The organism is Psychrobacter immobilis, assembly GCF_904846065.1.
Lineage (GTDB): Bacteria > Pseudomonadota > Gammaproteobacteria > Pseudomonadales > Moraxellaceae > Psychrobacter > Psychrobacter immobilis_H.
In genome coordinates, this window is the sequence record NZ_CAJGZV010000001.1 from 1,685,320 (window position 1) to 1,703,213 (window position 17,894).

The 17,894-nt window shown below is 41.8% G+C and carries 16 protein-coding genes; 7 read left to right on the top strand and 9 right to left on the bottom strand.

Annotated elements, in window-relative coordinates; genetic code table 11:
* The first annotated feature begins 23 nt into the window (after positions 1 to 23).
* The 3 genes from JMW64_RS07035 (at position 24) to JMW64_RS07045 (ending at position 5,382) form a co-directional block, all read left to right on the top strand.
* Positions 24 to 437, top strand: coding sequence for a hypothetical protein (locus tag JMW64_RS07035; protein WP_201553815.1), 414 nt, complete (start codon positions 24 to 26; stop codon positions 435 to 437).
* Between the two features lie 252 nt (positions 438 to 689).
* On the top strand, positions 690 to 4,838 hold the full coding sequence (gene hrpA / locus JMW64_RS07040; protein WP_201555066.1) for an ATP-dependent RNA helicase HrpA: 4,149 nt from the start codon (positions 690 to 692) through the stop codon (positions 4,836 to 4,838).
* A 175-nt stretch (positions 4,839 to 5,013) separates the two neighbouring features.
* The gene (locus tag JMW64_RS07045; protein WP_201501211.1) at positions 5,014 to 5,382 is read left to right on the top strand and encodes a hypothetical protein; all 369 of its coding nucleotides are present in this window, start codon (positions 5,014 to 5,016) and stop codon (positions 5,380 to 5,382) included.
* Positions 5,383 to 5,594: 212 nt separating this feature from the next.
* Here JMW64_RS07045 and JMW64_RS07050 read toward each other — a convergent pair whose 3' ends face one another.
* Both JMW64_RS07050 and JMW64_RS07055 read right to left on the bottom strand, forming a co-directional pair.
* Positions 5,595 to 5,924, bottom strand: a complete 330-nt coding sequence (locus JMW64_RS07050) for a hypothetical protein (RefSeq protein ID WP_087814267.1) — start codon at positions 5,922 to 5,924, stop codon at positions 5,595 to 5,597.
* Between the two features lie 293 nt (positions 5,925 to 6,217).
* Positions 6,218 to 7,075 (bottom strand): AraC family transcriptional regulator, encoded by an 858-nt coding sequence (locus JMW64_RS07055; protein WP_201501212.1) that lies wholly within the window; start codon positions 7,073 to 7,075, stop codon positions 6,218 to 6,220.
* Between the two features lie 185 nt (positions 7,076 to 7,260).
* Between JMW64_RS07055 and JMW64_RS07060 the strand changes: the two genes are divergently transcribed.
* Complete coding sequence (locus JMW64_RS07060) at positions 7,261 to 7,674, top strand: organic hydroperoxide resistance protein (RefSeq protein WP_201501213.1); 414 nt, start codon at positions 7,261 to 7,263, stop codon at positions 7,672 to 7,674.
* 294 nt (positions 7,675 to 7,968) lie between these two features.
* Here the strand turns inward: JMW64_RS07060 and JMW64_RS07065 are convergent, their stop codons facing one another.
* From JMW64_RS07065 to JMW64_RS07075, 3 genes are all read right to left on the bottom strand, one after another.
* Positions 7,969 to 8,340 (bottom strand): MliC family protein, encoded by a 372-nt coding sequence (locus tag JMW64_RS07065; protein WP_045447422.1) that lies wholly within the window; start codon positions 8,338 to 8,340, stop codon positions 7,969 to 7,971.
* 170 nt (positions 8,341 to 8,510) lie between these two features.
* Positions 8,511 to 9,167, bottom strand: a complete 657-nt coding sequence (locus tag JMW64_RS07070; protein ID WP_201553697.1) for an IS1595 family transposase — start codon at positions 9,165 to 9,167, stop codon at positions 8,511 to 8,513.
* 65 nt (positions 9,168 to 9,232) lie between these two features.
* Positions 9,233 to 10,153, bottom strand: coding sequence for a DMT family transporter (locus JMW64_RS07075; RefSeq protein ID WP_201553816.1), 921 nt, complete (start codon positions 10,151 to 10,153; stop codon positions 9,233 to 9,235).
* A gap of 338 nt (positions 10,154 to 10,491) precedes the next feature.
* Between JMW64_RS07075 and JMW64_RS07080 the strand changes: the two genes are divergently transcribed.
* The gene (locus JMW64_RS07080) at positions 10,492 to 11,175 is read left to right on the top strand and encodes a DUF421 domain-containing protein (RefSeq protein ID WP_201553817.1); all 684 of its coding nucleotides are present in this window, start codon (positions 10,492 to 10,494) and stop codon (positions 11,173 to 11,175) included.
* 136 nt (positions 11,176 to 11,311) lie between these two features.
* On the opposite strand, the gene creD is transcribed toward JMW64_RS07080, so the two are convergent.
* The 4 genes from creD to pnuC all read right to left on the bottom strand — a co-directional run bounded on the left by creD (position 11,312) and on the right by pnuC (position 14,967).
* Positions 11,312 to 12,904, bottom strand: a complete 1,593-nt coding sequence (gene creD, locus JMW64_RS07085) for a cell envelope integrity protein CreD (protein ID WP_201553818.1) — start codon at positions 12,902 to 12,904, stop codon at positions 11,312 to 11,314.
* A 177-nt stretch (positions 12,905 to 13,081) separates the two neighbouring features.
* Positions 13,082 to 13,606, bottom strand: a complete 525-nt coding sequence (locus tag JMW64_RS07090; protein WP_045447433.1) for a TIGR00645 family protein — start codon at positions 13,604 to 13,606, stop codon at positions 13,082 to 13,084.
* 67 nt (positions 13,607 to 13,673) lie between these two features.
* The gene (locus JMW64_RS07095; RefSeq protein WP_198329894.1) at positions 13,674 to 14,255 is read right to left on the bottom strand and encodes an AAA family ATPase; all 582 of its coding nucleotides are present in this window, start codon (positions 14,253 to 14,255) and stop codon (positions 13,674 to 13,676) included.
* Positions 14,206 to 14,967, bottom strand: a complete 762-nt coding sequence (gene pnuC, locus JMW64_RS07100; protein ID WP_045447439.1) for a nicotinamide riboside transporter PnuC — start codon at positions 14,965 to 14,967, stop codon at positions 14,206 to 14,208. The genes JMW64_RS07095 and pnuC overlap by 50 nt, the downstream gene beginning before the upstream one ends.
* 297 nt (positions 14,968 to 15,264) lie before the next feature.
* Between pnuC and JMW64_RS07105 the strand changes: the two genes are divergently transcribed.
* The gene (locus tag JMW64_RS07105; protein ID WP_060491083.1) at positions 15,265 to 16,410 is read left to right on the top strand and encodes a beta-ketoacyl-ACP synthase III; all 1,146 of its coding nucleotides are present in this window, start codon (positions 15,265 to 15,267) and stop codon (positions 16,408 to 16,410) included.
* A gap of 254 nt (positions 16,411 to 16,664) precedes the next feature.
* Positions 16,665 to 17,756, top strand: coding sequence for a peptide chain release factor 1 (gene prfA / locus JMW64_RS07110; protein WP_060491084.1), 1,092 nt, complete (start codon positions 16,665 to 16,667; stop codon positions 17,754 to 17,756).
* Positions 17,757 to 17,894 lie beyond the last annotated feature (138 nt).

The window sequence follows — 17,894 nt, forward strand, 5'->3', positions numbered from 1 at the left end:
AACCACGAATTTACGAACCTTTTATGATCTATCAGTGCATCACAGAAGAGGGTGAGCATTTACGTTTGGATGTGATTAATAGTGATATTGGTTATATGCTGAAGTATTATTTCGCTACCCAAGGCAATCCTTTAAGATTAGAGGCGCAGCAAGCTACTGAGGATACCTATTATACGACTCTTTCTAATGGTACTAATCTCGTTATGCGGGATCCGAATAATTACTATGAGCTGACACAGTTTGAAGATAGCGATACCTCTTTTTATATTATTAATGCCATCACTGGTCAAGAGATGAATCATTTTTCTTGTGAGAATAACTCGATTGAAAATGATCAGTATGCTTTGATTGCTCAAATGGAGCCAAAGCATTTTAAATTTAGACCCATGACGGATGATCTTAGAAATATTTTGACTGAGCGTTTTGCAAATAGGTAATAGCCTGCATAGTTGCCAAGCAAACACTATAACCACCTTGAATCACGCCCAAATTACCCTCATAATCTAACCACTTCCAAACAATAAATAGCCTAAGTAAATATGCCGAATACTTCTAAGAATACCTCAAATATACCAACTGAAAACAATACCAATGGATTTAAATCCGATGAATTAAGTAAATTAACAAACCCAAGTGACGATGATTTAAATATTACGGCAAACAGTAATGAAGCGTCTTCACAACCTGATATGGTTGTTGATTTACCAGTACTCGCTAAAGACAGTTATTATTTAAGTCGTCTTGAGCGTGAACTGGCAAGGGCTGCCGTGGCTAAAAATAAAAAAGTTTCTGACGATAAAGCGGATGATGGGCTAACTAAAAAACGTGCGCAGTATGAAAAAATCAAGACCCGCTCACAGCAAGCGGTGCAGGCACGTATGGATAGCATTCCAGAAAAACTGGCAGAAAAACTGAATCTTGATTTGCCCGTGAGTCAACGTGCAGAAGATTTAGTACAGGCGATTATTGATCACCAAGTCATTATTGTTGCAGGGGAGACGGGTTCTGGTAAGACGACGCAATTGCCTAAGCTGGCAATGCTGGCAGGTCGCGGTATCACTGGGCAGATAGGGCATACCCAGCCTCGACGATTGGCCGCGCGCAGTGTGGCAAACCGTATCGCTGAAGAATTGGGCGAGCAGCTCGGTAATACTGTCAGCTTCAAGATTCGCTTTAATGAGCAGGGTACGGCGCAATCTGTTGTTAAGCTGATGACCGATGGTATCTTACTGGCTGAATTAGGTCACGATAGATTCTTGAGTAAATACGATACCATCATTATTGATGAGGCGCATGAACGTAGCTTAAACATTGATTTCATTATGGGTTATCTGAAAAAGCTACTGCCCAAACGTCCTGATTTAAAAGTGATTATTACCTCAGCAACACTTGATACCAAACGCTTTAGTGAATACTTTAGCCGCTATGATAATAAGCTCAAGCGCAACGTACCTGCACCTATTTTCAATGTCGAAGGTCGTAGTTTTCCTGTTGAAGTTCGTTACCGTCCCCTCACTGATGAGCCAGTGAACAGCTCCGATGATGACAGCTACGATGACTTTGAAGAAAATCTGCCACGTGCGGTTGTGGCCGCCGTCGAAGAATGCTTTGGCGATGCACAAAATAAAGGTCATGCTGACCAAGCAGACATTTTGATATTTGCCGCCACAGAAGCTGAGATTCGGGAGCTCCAAGAGGTGCTTGAGCGTCATGGGCCAAAGCATACGGAAGTGCTGCCATTATTTGCACGGCAGACTTATGAAGAGCAGCAGCGTATCTTTCAGCCGTCAGGTCGTGGCAGGCGTATCGTTATCGCGACCAACGTTGCCGAGACTGCATTGACCGTACCGGGTATCCGCTATGTGATTGATTTAGGGTTTGCGCGGATTTCTCGTTATTCGTATCGCTCACGCGTACAGCGTTTACCGATTGAGGCGATCTCGCAAGCGGCTGCCAATCAGCGTAAAGGTCGTTGTGGTCGTGTCGCACCAGGGGTTTGTATTCGTCTGTATAGTGAAGAGGACTTTACTGGTCGTCCGGAATTTACCGAGCCTGAGATTTTACGAACTAACTTAGCCTCGGTTATTTTACAGATGGCCAATCTTCGTTTAGGTAGCGTTGATGATTTTGCCTTTATTGAGCCACCTGATAGCCGCTTAGTTACTGATGGTCATAAATTGCTCGATGAATTGGGTGCCATTACCTCGAAAAGCGAAGCAACTGCTGCTCATCAAACCAATAAGCCAAAACCCAAAAACAGCCTCGACCATTTAAGCCTGACGCCCACTGGGCAAAAAATGGCGCGTATGCCAATCGATCCAAGACTGGCACGTATGTTAGTCGCAGGTAGTGATTTTGATTGTATCCGTGAAATGCTTATCGTTGTCGCCGCGCTTGCCGTACAGGATCCACGCGAGCGTCCTGCCAATAAACGTCAGCAAGCCGATCAAAAGCATGCGGAATTTCGTCAAGATGATTCTGACTTTTTATTCTATTTGAGTCTGTGGAAAGCATTGTTTGAAAAAGATGAAGATGGCAATAAGCTGTCTGGCAATCAGCGTAAGAATTTTACCAAGAAAAACTATCTGAGCTTCCCGCGTGTACGTGAGTGGAATCAAACCCATCGTCAGTTAGTACAAATGGTCACAGACCTTAAGCTGACGGATGTTAAAGAGGCAAAAGCTTCCGATAAAGGAACCGATAAAAATACTTCGTTAGAAAACATGACTAGCGATCCTACCGCGATCGAAGATGAAGAACTTAAAGCGGTTAAATATGCCAATTTACACCGCGCATTATTGACAGGTCTATTGTCTACGATTGCGCATAAAACCGAAAATCGCGGTGAATACTTAGCCGCGCGCCAGCAAAAAGCCAAAATATTCCCAGCCAGTACAGTATTTAAACAAGTACCGCCTTGGGTCATGGCTTTTGAAGTGGTCGAAACCTCGCAAGTCTTTATGCGCACTGTTGCCAAAATTGAACCAGAATGGATTATCTCAGCCGCTGGTAATTTATTAAAGTACCATTACTTTGAGCCGCATTGGTCGAAGAAGACTGGACGAGTGAAAGCTTACGCGCAGATTAGCTTATTTGGGCTGATTATTATTAGTAAACAGCTGACCAATTATGAGCAAGTGAACTTAGTTGAGTCACGAGAAATCTTCATTCGTGATGGTCTGGTGACTGGTAATTTGGGGCGTCAAGCGCCATTTTTACAGCATAATATGGATAAAATTGCCGACATTGAACGCATTGAAGATAAGTTACGTCGCCGTGATTTGTTGGTTGACGAAGAAGCACTGTATCAGTTTTATGATAAAAAAATACCTGAGCATATTGCCAGTCGCAAAGCCTTTGAAGATTGGCGTGCCGAGGTCGAAAAAACTGATGCTAACTATCTATTTTTTACCGATGATGACGTGCTCAATAGCCAAGCACCGACCACAGGCGATTTCCCAGAAGTGTGGAAATTGGGTGATTTAAAACTACCGCTACGTTATGTCTTTGATCCGTCCAGCGATGATGATGGCGTGACCATTCGTGTGCCACTTGCCGCCCTACCGCAGCTTGATGCGATCGAACTATTATGGGGCGTACCCGGTTGGCGTTATGAGCTAGTATTGCAATTGCTTAAGTCACTACCAAAGGATATTCGCCGTCAAATTGTACCGATTCCTGATACAGCCGATAGCTTGTTTGATGAACTGCAACCCGCTGGTGGACAAGGATTGCTTAAACAGCTTTGCCAAGCGCTCAACCGTCGCGGCGTTATGTCAGTGACGCCTGATAGCTTTAATCCCTCTAGCATTGATCGCTATTTACAGCCCCAAATCTGTGTGGTCGATGACAAAAACCGTATTATCGAAAAGGGTCGCGACCTGCAAACCCTACAGATTCGTCATGCTTCTGAAACCCGCCAAGCGGTGAATGAGCAGCAAGGTACGCATACGAAATTCCCTGAGCATTTTGCCTTTAGCAAAAATCATCATAGTGCAGGAGTGGTGATGAAGCAGTTTGCTGCGCTCGTAGCAGATGCGTCAGGTGAAGCGGTATCTATCCATCAATATACCGATGTCAATGCCGCGTTACAGGCACACCGTATCGGGGTTTTGACCTTGATAAAAGGTAAGCTTGGTGCGAAGAAAAAACAGCTGACCAGCCAAATTGATAAGATATTTAAATTGGCATTCGCGCCACTTGGTGATATGGAGAAGCTAAAAACCATCGTCATCGATGCGGCATTGGACGCGTCGCTTGAAGAGCATTATGTATTATTTGATCATAGTGCTGATTTGCCTGAAAGTGCTGATGATGCTGCCGTAGCGCTTGCTGAAGAATTGCCCTTTACACCAGAAGAGTACGAGAAAACCTTGGAAGTGGTGTCGGGTAACTTTCTATTGACCGGTCAAAACGTCATAAAAATCCTTAAAAATGTTTATACTCGCTGGCAACGTATTCGCCAAAGCTTACTCATGCTCGATCGAGAGGTATTTGGTGAGTCTATCGAAGATATCGAAGACCAGCTAGAAGATTTGCACTTGGCTGATTTTGTTTATCGTATGGATTATAGCCATTGGCAGCAGTATCCGCGCTATCTAGAGGCGCTTGAAATTCGTATCGAACGGCTTGAGCACAATCTCGAATCTGATCTCGAAGGTGTATACGCGCTTGATGTACATATGGAGCGGTTGGCAAATCGTGCCAATGATAAAGCCATTAGTGAATACCGCTGGATGGTCGAGGAGTATCGTATTCAGCTATTCGCGCAACCGATGAAAACCCGCATGGCAGTGTCACCAAAGCGCCTAAGCAAGATGTGGGATAAAATTAGTTAGGATAGCGTTAGATTTTTAAAACTTGCTAATTGACAGCATATGACAATTGTCTTGTATAGCTCTTTGATTTAGTCGATAATATTTGATTAAATGAAAGAGCTATTATTTTTTATACCAACGTTTTTTGGATGTTACCTAATATATTGATGTAAGTTTTTGAGCAGGATAAAAAATAATGATTAAAGGTAGATTGATAATACTAGCATTTGCATCAACTATATTTATGAGTACGGGCTGTGATGAGACACAAGCCAGTAATAATAAAAATGTGAAGGGATTTGCGCCAACAAGCGTAGAAAAAGAAGTGCAGTTACGCGGTAAGTTTAAAAGAAGCTTTGAAGTTCACGAGTTCGTTTCTGATAACATCATTTACTATGTGTCAGACCCAAAGCAATTATTAATTAAAGATTCGAAAAGTCTCAAGCAAAAAGGTTATTACAAATATTTCGAAATTTGTGTCATTGGTAACATTAGCCCTATCGGTCAATATGGGCCTCTAGGCAAATATCAAAATCAAATAACTATTCGTGAGATTTGCGCGTAGCTTTGATAGCGTAGGTTATCGTATGGATATCCTATTGATTTTAAGTAACTAACTTTCACTCACTATCGATAAAAAGGCTGGATTGGCAATTGCTAACCCAGCCTTTTGTTTAAGTGCCATTGTTTTTTTGCGACGGATAAATCTTTTATGAAACAAAAAAGCAAAGGTAGCGTCATGAGAACTTTGCTCTAAAATTTAGCATCTGAGTAAAATTAGTGGCTGATCTTTTCTGTCAGCACACCCATACTATAAAGCAAGAATGCTATAACGGTCAGTGCTACAATAAATGGCGTGAGTATCCAAATCACCACATTGATCAATAATGAGGGCAATAATCCATTAAATAATACCGTGTTTGGTGTAAAAAAGTCCGTCATAACATCGACTGCACGCTTAGCTACGGGGAATAACAAAGTGCTTAGTGCCAGCATATAAATATACTTGCTAAAACCAGGGTCGCTCATGACCACCATAAAATAAAACACCAAAAAATAAGTGACACCCAATGCCCAGCATTTGAGAGTATAGCTTAGACGAATCATGTTAGTGCCTCCCGAAATATTCTGACGATCACACGTAGAAAAATTATTATAATAGTTGCTAAATTATGAATATATATTATATGTTATAATATGAATATATAGACCAAGTCAACTGTTTTTTTTCTTGGGTAAGATATTTCGTCGTTTGTTTGGCTGGAAAGAGGGAGGGTGTAGGAATCTGTTAAACAGATAATTAAATTTTGTACGCAGTTGCTTATGAAGCTGTCAAGACGCAGAGGGATTGCCTTAGTCAGAAACCATTATAGTAGGGGCATTATGGTAGAAGCCTCATTCTAGATATTTAACTCACTGCTTGGGCTTACTCCAAATAGCCGCTTATATTCACGGCTAAATTGGCTGGGACTCTCATAGCCTACTTGCATGGCGATTTGCGATACTTGTGCTTCGCCGAGTTGAATCAGCTGCCGCGCTTTCATCAATCGTAGGCTTTTTTGATATTGAAGCGGGCTTAGTTGAGTGATTTCTTTAAAATGTTGATGAAATCCCGACACGCTCATACCGCAGCGACTGGCCAAATCTTCTATGATGACGGGCTCTTCTAAATGCGCTTTTAGCCAATCGGTAGCTTGGGCAATACGGTGGGTGTGACTGCCATTAACCACCAGTTGCCGAAGTTTATGACCTTGCTGTGCTGAGAGTAGCCGATAATAAATTTCTTGCTGAATTAAAGATGATAAAAAATCTATATCATTTGGATAATTAAGCAAGTCTATCAGCCGCTCGAATGCAGTTAATATGGTGTCTTCTAATGGCCATTTTATACCTAGATGCTCATAATCGGCATTTTTCCGAGGTGGTATTTGCGCCATGACTTCACGAATGAGCGCCAAATTTAATTTCATAGACAATACGATGACAGGCTTCTCTACAGTGGCGTGTTTGATATGCATGCTTATAGGAATATTTACAGGGCAGAACATCAGACTGCTGTCATCAAATTTCTGGCAATCTGTACCTAAGTAAATTTCACGCGTGCCTTGTAAGACGATACATATACTAGGTTCTTGGATATAGCTGACAGTCTTTCTTGGTCTGTCGGCACAATAAAAAAACAAGCCTGAAATGTCTGATTCGATGGTTTGGTTTTTGGGTAATATACTAAGTAGCTGCTCAACCGTTTTTGTTTTCATGATTTCTACTTACTTTATAATTTGCCTAATGATATAAATATTTATAGGAATAGGCAAGGATGCTGGAGTAATGCTCTATCAGATTAGCGTGTTCACTTCTATAATGATGGCATCAAAACGCAGTAAGATTGATTTGCAGCGTATTGCCCAATACCAATAACATGCCAATCCATAAGGAATATATGATGAAAATTTTCTATAAAACGTGCGCAACAGCAACCGGTGGTCGTTCTGGTCATACAGGTCTTGACGATGGTTCGCTAGCTTTTGATCTGGTCTCTTTTCAAGAAACAGACAAGGAAGGTGTCAATCCAGAGCAGCTTTTTGCAATGGGTTACGCAGCTTGTTTTGATAGTGCTTTAAATCTGACCGCCCAGCAAATGAAACTGCCAATCACTGCCTCAAAAACCTCGACCCAAGTGGGTATTGGTATGAAAGCCGATGGTAGCTATAACCTAGATATAGATTTGTATGTTGAAGTGTCGGGCATTGATGAGGCTCAAGCGCAAATACTGGTCGAAACAGCTCACCAAGTTTGCCCATACTCTAATGCTACTCGCGGTAATGTCGATGCACGTTTGCATGTGACCGTGGTTTAACGGTCAGCAGTAGTTAACACCTAACGACTGATTCAACAGCTGTTTCTAATAACTATAAACAAATATAAAAACGACATGACTTTCAACTGCTTGGGTACATAAAGTATTCAGGCAGTTTTTTATTGAGTGATTCAACGTTGATCATTAAAATCAAATTATCAAGCATAAAAAGTTAAGCACAAAAAAGAGCCAGTAGTTTGACTACTGGCTCTTTCGTTTTCAATAGATTTGAATAAAAACATGGGTTTTATTCAAATAACCACCGCGTATTATTCATACTTGTTTCTAAGGTTATTATAGTTGGCAGTTCACTTGGTATTGTTGACCATTATCTGATTTGATGGTCATGATGCCGTAATCCGCTTTGGTGTGCCAATCGTAAGTGGTTTTAGGGTTAACATTATTGACATAACGAGCGCCAGAACCTGATACCGCTTGCTCCATAGTGATTTTTGCGTTGGTTAAGCCAACTTTAGGCAAGGTCACGTTTAGGTTAGCAGTTTGACCATTGGCAGTGTAGGCAGCAGTGAGTTGACCATTGTCTTCACAAGTGAATGATTGGACTACTGGCTGAGTATTGGTCTCTGGGGTCGTAGTGGTTGGTGCATTAGTGGCGCAGGCAGACAATAATAGAGCAAAAGGTGCTACGGCTAATAATTTTTTCATAATATGCCTCAAAAGTATCGGTAAAAGTAGGTTGTTACTTCAAGCAACATGATACCGTAGAGAATGTAACTTCATGTTGTGTTTGAGGGCTATGGTAGTAATCTTATCTGTCTTTTTTATCACTAAGCCTCTATTAGCCTATTTATATTAGGGGCTGTAGTAGATAAGGATTAAACATCACACCATATTCTCAGAGTTTTAAGCTGAGTAGACGGTGATCCATAGTTGAATCTAAACTCACACTCTTTTAAAAATAAATGGAAGTTCTTCTTATCGATCCCATTATATTTTCTGAGTATTCGTTTAGACTGGTTCCAAAAGTTCTCAATGCCATTGATGTGATTGTTTTTACCGCAAGTAAACTCTTTAGAGTGATTGACTCTGAGGTGTTTAAACTCGCTCACATCTAACGCATTGTAACTTCGATAACTATCAGTATAAACAAAGCTGTCAGGCTTGATTTTACGTTTGATGACAGGCATTAGAGTCGTCTGTTTGGTGTCTGCTACGACAATGGTATAAACCTTACCATTTCGTTTTAGAATACCAAATACAGCTGTCTTACCAGCAGCCCCGCGACCTCTTTTGCCTTTGCGTACGCCGCCAAAGTAACTTTCATCTAATTCGACTTCACCATCAAAGAGCTCATCAGCTTCTAATGAGAGATGGTCGTCTATTACAAGTCTAATTTTATGATAAAAAAGTGCCGCAGTGTTAGGTTGAATGTCGAGCAAATCTGCGGCTGTTCTAGCGGTTACTTCAGCTGCAAAAAACTCTAACAGTCTTCGCTGTACTTTTTTACTTAGTTTACAACGGGTTATCTTCATAAAAGTAGTCTAGCATAGTGCTTATCTACTACAGCCCCTTATATTAAATAACGAATGAGAATATTTCACGTAGGGGCTTTTTCTCTATTTAAAATAAATACCAATACTGCACCCAAGATAACCGAGCTTGCTATAACGAATGGTAATGTCAATTGCTCAGATAAAAACACCACGCCTAATATCGCAGCCAGTATAGGGACACACAGTTGTACAACTGCTGCTTGGGTGTTTTTTAACAAAGGCATGGCCATATACCAGATGCTATAGCCTATACCGGATGCGATCGCTCCTGATGCACAGGCCAAAAGTACTCCCTTGATAGTAATGTCACCTAAATTGATGTTTTCCAAGCCTATATTGTCTAGATAAGTCATGCTTATCACTAACAGTATGGGCGCTGCTATCAGACACCGAATGAAATTAAACCCTGTGGCTCGCAGCGGTGACACGCATGATTTGCCGCGTATGCTATATATGCCCCAAGCAGCACCACTGATTGCCATAAGCACCGCCGCTAGTAACGAAGGCACCGCTGCTGACGGTAGCATCAAATAGACAAACCCTGCTACCGCTACGATAAATGCCAGCCATTGTAAGCCGCTCAATTGCTCTTTCTTATAGATGCCCCAACCAATCATCGTCAGCTGAACCGCTGAAAATAGAATCAGTGCTCCTGTACCAGTATCCAACTCTACATAAGCAATCGAAAAGCATAGTGCATAAATCACTAAGCTCACGCTGCTTAACCAGCTGCCTTTGTCACTTAAAATAGCAGCGTGAGCAATGCTGTCAGGCTCTCGCACATGCTGTCGTAACCGATAAGCATGAATGGCCATGATAATACCTAGGCAGACAGCAGCGCTCAGCAGGCGCAGAATGGTAAAGCTCCAAGCATCTATATGACCCTCTGCTAACGCCATCCGGCAAAAGAGAGAGTTTGCAGCAAAGGCGATTAATGCAATAACGGTGTACAAGGTGGCTTTCAAAAATAATTCCTACAATAAAGAAGCTGGTTTTTGAATAAAATAGGCAAATCTGATTTTTAGGGATGTTGTTAACGCCGTTTTTTACCAGCAAAAATAATGGCTGAAGTGCGAAAACTGAGTTGCTAGCTGCTAGTTGCCAATTGAGAGGTTTCTCACAACAGACCATATTTTATTGCACTCGCAGGGAAAAGTATTTTTTAAATTGGACTGATGATAGTTGAATTAACAATAAAGGCCGACTACAAAAGTGATGTGATGTGGGTCAAGCGCATATTCAGAAAGATTGCTGAAGTTAATCGTCATAAATCAAATAAAAACAATAGATAGGAAAAAGTAATATGGATTGGGCAAGTATTTTTATTCATGACACCACTTGGGCATTTGCGCTTGAGATATTGGTGCGCGTCAGCGTCATGTTTGTACTGATTATCTCGTTTTTGCGTTTGACGGGCAAACGCGGCGTCCGTCAGCTGTCAATCTTTGAGCTGACCATTATTTTATCATTGGGTTCTATCGCAGGTGATCCTATGTTTAACGAGGATTTGCCGATTATTCAGGCGGTGCTGGTCATGAGCGCCGTTATCCTGCTTTATCGATTGTGCACGTGGATCATGATGGAATTCCAACCTTTTGAAGATTTATTAGAAGGGAAATCGCTCTATATTGTAGAAGACGGAATGCTGGTACTTGACAAGATTAAAAAGGGTAAAATGTCTCATGATGAGTTTTTTACTGAAATGCGCCAACAAGGGGTTGAGCATTTGGGTCAAGTGCGTACAGGCTTGCTAGAGACAGACGGTAATTTTAGTATATTGTTATATCCGCCTGAAAACACTGGCTATGGTATGCCGCTTTTCCCTAAGCAGTATCAACCCGTCGAAGAGATAGAGTCAGAAACATATTATGCATGTATGCACTGCGGCTATGTCGATTATATATCTGACCCAAATCAGCTCTGTGAACGCTGTGAGAATGGATGTCGAGACTGGGCGAAGGCCTTGAATAGTGAGATCGTTAGATGATAATAAATGAGATGATAGCTATATTAAATTATCTATGAGTAGATCGAGCTGTCTTATATTGGCAGGCTTAATAATAGCCAATTCTACCAACGTAAGACAGCCCTAGACTAAACGCTTTTAACATGCCCTAATTGAGTTAGGCAATTTTATACCAATCAATTTTACGGGTCATGACCATCACGCAAGCGAGTAGCACAAAACAGAAGACAGCACCAAGCAATAAATTCATATCTTCGGTGGTTAATATGCCGAAAAACGCCGCATACAATCCTGCCAGTGTGACAGTAAAAATCGCCGCTCGCTTGACGCCGCCCAGTACATAATAAGTATACCAACCAATGAGTCCAACACAGGCGCTGGCAGCAATGGCATACGCTTTCCAAAAGACAATTTGCTCAGCAAGTGGTAATAGTAAGACATAAAACACAAACAGCGCGCAACCGACCAACAGATATTGAATAGGGTGAATACGACTGGATTTAATTACTTCAAATAAGAAGAAAGTGCCGAATGATACTAAGATTAATAATAAGGCATATTTCATCGTTCGTTCAGTTTGTAAATACACATTATTAGGCTCAGCCAAACTCACACCAAAGCTGTTCAGGCGCACGTTTCGATAGCTATCAGGTATGGTAGTAGCTTCTGCTGTAGCAGCGCCTTCCATTGCTATAAGCGCATCACCAGAAGCCATTGACTGGCTGTTGTTATCAAGAGTGGCTTGACTGGTGACGACACATCGATTGTTAGCGATGCTGACACACTGCGACAAATCTTGATTGTTGGCTATTGTTAAATACTGATTTTGCCAACTGGCTTCAAAACCTTTAGCGGTAAGTTTTTTGGCATTAGGGAGCGCCTTACCAATAAAGTTTGGCGCATGCCAATTACTGCGCATCGTTAAGTTAAAGTTTTGTCCAGTCGGCACGGTGCTTACATTGCTAATACCAGCTAATGGTAAATCAATGACGATTTCTGTACTGGTCAATGACTCGCTAGCACCGTTCGTAGCTAGGATGTTATTGCCATTCTGCTGGCTCGTTAGGTTTTTTACTGAACGTTGTAATATATCTTGCGGAATATCTACTTCTACATAGGTCAGGTTTTTCAGCAGCGCTGTCTGAGGGTAGGTCGCTTTTATCGGTTTTTTATCAATGGTCACCGTTGGTAGCGTCGCCACGCCGCGCAGATCTGATACTGGAATAATCAATTTTGCTGCATTCCAGTGGATGATGGTTTTTTCGGGCTGGGCGTTATTTTTATTGGCGGGTGTGTTGATGGAGCCTTGTGCGTCACTAGTTTTGCTCGTAGTTTCATATAAGCTGCTGATGGCTTGATCAAATGTATAGCGCTGGTCAAATGTCAACGCACCATCATAACTGGTCGCATGATAGATGCCACGTTTGTAGGTATCAGTGCTGACTTCAAGATCTTGTATGGCTTGGGTCTGACTGGCAAAGACAATTTCATTTTTTGAGTAAAATGGTGCACATTTGCTGGTTGTTTCAGGTGCTGTAATCTGACATTCAGGTGTAATTGTGGTAGGGATGATGATAAATGGGGTGATGACTTCTTGCGGATTGACGTGCTGCTGGGCAATTTCTTTAACCACCGACGCGGCATAATTTTGTCGTTCGTAGATGACTGAGCCAATCATACCGAGACCGATGGCAAAAATAATACAAAGCCCGGCGATGATGGACAATTTCGTCAATAGTGTTTTTTGCATGAAAGCTCCTCATATGAATCTTTAGTCCAAAACTGTGCATATAAAAGTCAGTAGGTTCAAAGAAGATCATAGAGGAGAGATGAAGAAAAAATATGTAAGAACGATGGAGAGTGTGTGGAAAAATAAGCCTTAGTGTTTTCTGATACCAGTATTTTTTGATACTAGTATCTTCTGGCATCAGTGTTTTTTAGTATCACCAACCACTTTATCCATAATAGCAAATAATAAACCAGACAACACAAAAGTCATGTGAATGATGACTTTCCACATGAGTTTGTCCGCTTCACCCTCACTCAATTCATTAGGAATATCCATAAATGACTTTAATAGATCAATCGCAGAAATAGCGACGATGGCACCGATAACTTTTAGTTTTAGACCAGAAAAATCTACTTTGCCCATCCAACTAGGTCGATCAACGTGATCACCAGTATCAATTTTTGAGACAAATATTTCATAGCCACTAAATATGATGATTAATAATAAACTGGCTACTAAAGAGAGGTCGACCAACACTAATATATTAACAATGACATCTGATACAGAAGCGCTAAATACAGTATTGAACATCATGACTGTTTTTTGAATGAATTTTATAAATAATAAAATAATCCCTAAGACCAGCCCTAAATAAAAAGGCGCCAATATCCAGCGGCTGTTAAAGATGGTTTTTTCTAGGTATCGTTCAATGTTTTTTAGCATGGATATCTCTTAAGGCTCTTAAAGGTAAGGTTGTAGGTCATTTACTGATAACGTGGTATAGATGGATTTAAGAAAGCCATTCAAGCACTTGTTGTACCCGCTCATCTCTATCACCACCTATGCGATGAAATGGCTTTTGGTGACGGGTCAGCTGACTTTCAAAATAAGCACTGATTTCATCACGTTGATGTGGGCTATCACGCAAATCATCGGCGACCCACGGAATATCAACTTCGGTTAATAGAATCAAATCATAATGATGCGTTAACGCCGCATTGGTGAGCGCTTTAGGGCAATCACCATAATACCAGTTGGCATAAACCATTAGCTCAAATAAACTGGTGTCACAAAACAAGTAGCTGCTATCAGAATTTTGCGCGGCTTGTGCGGCGAGTTTATTTTCTAACTCAATTTGACCTTGTGCAATAGGGAGTAAATCATCCCAAGTGCAAGTGAGGTGTTCCTTATCCCATTTCGCTTGTAGATAGGTGCGCATGTATTCTGGCACCCAAGGGCAACCAAAATGCGCTGCCAAGTCGCGACATAGCGTGGTCTTACCAGTGCTCTCTGCCCCTAGGATAGCGACATTGATGACCGATTTAGGCGTATGCTGCTTTAGGTTGCAAGCGGTAACGTCGTTGCCATTCATAGTAAGCCCAAATTGCGATAAGAGTGAAGACTACGTATTGTAGCGCAGTAAAAGTGAGACCTTTATAAAAGTATAGCGGGACTGAAATAGCATCGGCGATTATCCAGAGTATCCAATGCTCAATTTTGCGCCGCGCCATCAGCCACATCGCCATCAAAAACAGCGCGGTGGTCAGCATGTCGGTGTAATCAACCCACGTAAATAAATGCAAACCTAATACCGCGCCATCAAAACTAAAGTTATTATTGATGACTGGTCTGAAGTAATACACCAACGCGACAAAGGCAATAGTCGCCGAGGCTAGTAAGGCGAGTATTGGCACATCTTTTTTATCGAGATGTTCTACTTGAATAGCATTCTGGGCGTTAGTCCTTGCTAACGACTCATTTTGCTGCTGACCAGTAGGGTTGATATAATCTTGCTGTTTTTTGATTGCTGTGTTTTTCTTACTCTGTGTCCAATTGATCCAGCCATATAGACTCATCACCGTATAATAGGCATTGATAAACATATCGCCAAATAACTGCCATTTCCACAACAGATAGACAAAGATTGCGGTGCTGACGAGACCAATGGGGAAGACTAGAATATTGGTTCTGCTGGCGAGTAAGACACTTGCTACCCCAAATATGACGGCAATCAATTCAAGAGCAATAAAGACGGTGGGATAGTCAGCGTACTGTCCAAATAACCAGTTAAAAATTTCTACCATGAGTATTCCCAAATATGAGCGGGTTTATGTCTCGCAGTTTTATGAGCTCGAACTGTGAACGCGTCGCTAGCAAAATGCGCCAATTATAACGTAGCTGCTCCAAAATGAAGTCAGGACTTTGCTTATTTTTCGCAACAAACAGATTATTTGTAACAAAGTATTAGAAAAATAATTATATTCAGGCATAATAAAGACTCTGATTTTAAGTTTACAGTTATTCACTGAAATCAAACGACTGTTATTTTTCCACTTTTATGCTTATCCCAAGCCCTATAGTAGTAGACAAGGAAGCTTATCATGACGACTTGTATCACAGGCACTGGCCTGTATATTCCACCTTATAGCATCAGTAATGAAGAGCTAGTAGATTCATTTAATAAGTATGTTGAGAATTATAATGCAAAGCATGCTGACGAGATAGCAGCAGGAACTTTGACTGCCCTAGAGCCTTCTTCAGCGGCCTTTATCGAAAAAGTATCTGGTATCAAATCACGTTATGTGATGGAAAAGGATGGTATTTTAGATCCTGAAATCATGGCACCAGTGATTCCTTATCGTCATTTAGGTGAAGAGCTGTCTATCATGGCAGAAATGGGTACTGCGGCTTTGAAAGACGCGCTAGCAGATGCGGGTCTTGAGGCGAATGACCTAGATGGTATTATCCTTGCCTGTTCAAACTTCCAGCGTACTTATCCTGCGGTCGCTATCGAGATTCAAAATGCAATCGGTATGATTGGTGGTTTTGCTTATGATATGAACGTCGCTTGTAGTGCCGCGACTTTTGGTCTATCGCAAGCACACGGCTCTATCGTTTCTGGTCTGGCTAAGCGCATCGCTGTGGTCAACGTTGAGATTACCTCAGCGCATCTAAACTGGCGTAACCGTGACAGCCACTTTATCTTTGGCGATGTCGCAACAGCATCTATCGTCGAAGAGCTAGACACGCCAAAAGGTTATGAGATTCTTAACTCTAAGCTATTCACCCAGTTTTCGACCAATATCAAAAACGAATACGGCTTTATGGATCGCTCAGAGTTCTTAGCGGCACAGACTGAGATGTATCCAGACATTAAAGAGCCAGTCACCGACAAGCTATTCTTACAAAATGGTCGAAAAGTGTTCCGTGAAGTCTGTCCAAAGGTTTCAGAGGTCATCACTGAGCATTTGCAAGAAAACGATATCGCAACGTCTGATGTTAAAATGATGTGGCTGCACCAAGCCAACGCCAATATGTTGGATTTAATCCTACGTACTGTGATTGGTAAAGAAGCAGATAAAGCGATTGTGCCAAGTGTCATTGCTGAATTTGCTAACACCAGTTCAGCCAGTCCGATGATTGTTTTCCATCGCTATAAAGATGAGCTGGCATCAGGTGATTTGGGTGTTATCTGTTCATTTGGTGCTGGTTACTCTATCGGTTCAGTGTTGGTGCGTAAGGTTTAATTTTTAAAGTAAAATCTGTTACTAATAAAAAATAGCTAAGAACAACCTTAGCTATTTTTTTTGTCTGTTATTTTTGTTATGAGCACTTAATCACATTATTTAAGCAATATATTATTCAAGAATGAGGCGCTATTTGAGAATATAACGGGAAGAATGCTTAGAATATCGACAAGAATGCGTAGAGGTTTTAATTTACCCCGAAAAATTTGCTATAATCACGGTCTTATTCCTCTCATCCAATTAAAAGTCCTTTTATGAAAGAATCCTTACGCCTGCGTTTAGACCAGATGGTAGACCGTTATGAAGAGGTCACCGCCTTATTATCAGATCCTAGTATCATCAGCGATAATAATAAATTCCGTGAATTGTCTGTCGAGCACAGCGACTTGATGGATATCACCACTTTATGGCAGAACTATGTGCGTGCAGAAACGGATCAGGCTGATGCAGAGGCTATGCTGGCTGATGCATCAGATCCTGACATGAAAGAGATGATGATCGATGAGATTGATAACGCCCGCGAGACCATCGTAGAGATGGAAGAGGCGCTCAATGTCATGATGCTACCAAAAGATCCGAATGATAAAGTGCCTGCTTTCTTGGAAATTCGTGCGGGTACAGGTGGTGATGAAGCCGCGATTTTCTCTGGTGACTTGTTCCGAATGTACCAAAAATACGCGCAGACACAAGGCTGGACAGTGGAAGTATTGTCGGCAAGTGAAGGCGAGCATGGCGGTTATAAAGAAATCATCACTCGCGTATCAGGCAACAGCGTGTATGGTCGCTTAAAGTTTGAATCTGGCGTACACCGTGTGCAGCGTGTGCCTGAAACCGAAAGCCAAGGTCGCGTGCATACCTCAGCTTGTACCGTGGCGGTGATGCCTGAGGTTGAGATTGATGATACAGTGGATCTGAACCCAGCCGATATCCGCTTTGACACTTTCCGTTCAAGCGGTGCGGGTGGTCAGCACGTTAACACCACTGACTCAGCCGTACGTTTGACCCACATTCCAACGGGTACCGTGGTAGAGTGTCAGCAAGAGCGTAGCCAACATAAAAACCGTGCGCAAGCGATGAAAATGCTGATTTCAAAGATCCAGCAAGTCAAAGTACAGGCGCAAGTTGATGCAGCAGATACCATACGCCGTGATTTGGTGGGTAGTGGCGATCGCTCAGAACGCATTCGCACTTATAATTTCCCACAAGGTCGCATGACCGATCACCGTATCAACCTGACGTTATACAAGCTTGATGCCATTATGGAAGGCGACTTGGATGAGATTCTTGATGCACTGTTGCGTGAGCATCAGGCTGATTTGATGGCCAGTATCGGCGGTGGTGATTAGTAACCATCAGGATATTAATGACTAGAGGCTCAATAGCTGGTCGTGAATCCATTAATTCATAAAAGCGTGACACTGTCTAGATGACAGTGTCTGTTTGTTTATAGCTGTTTTTTTACGGCTATCGACTATGATAATAAG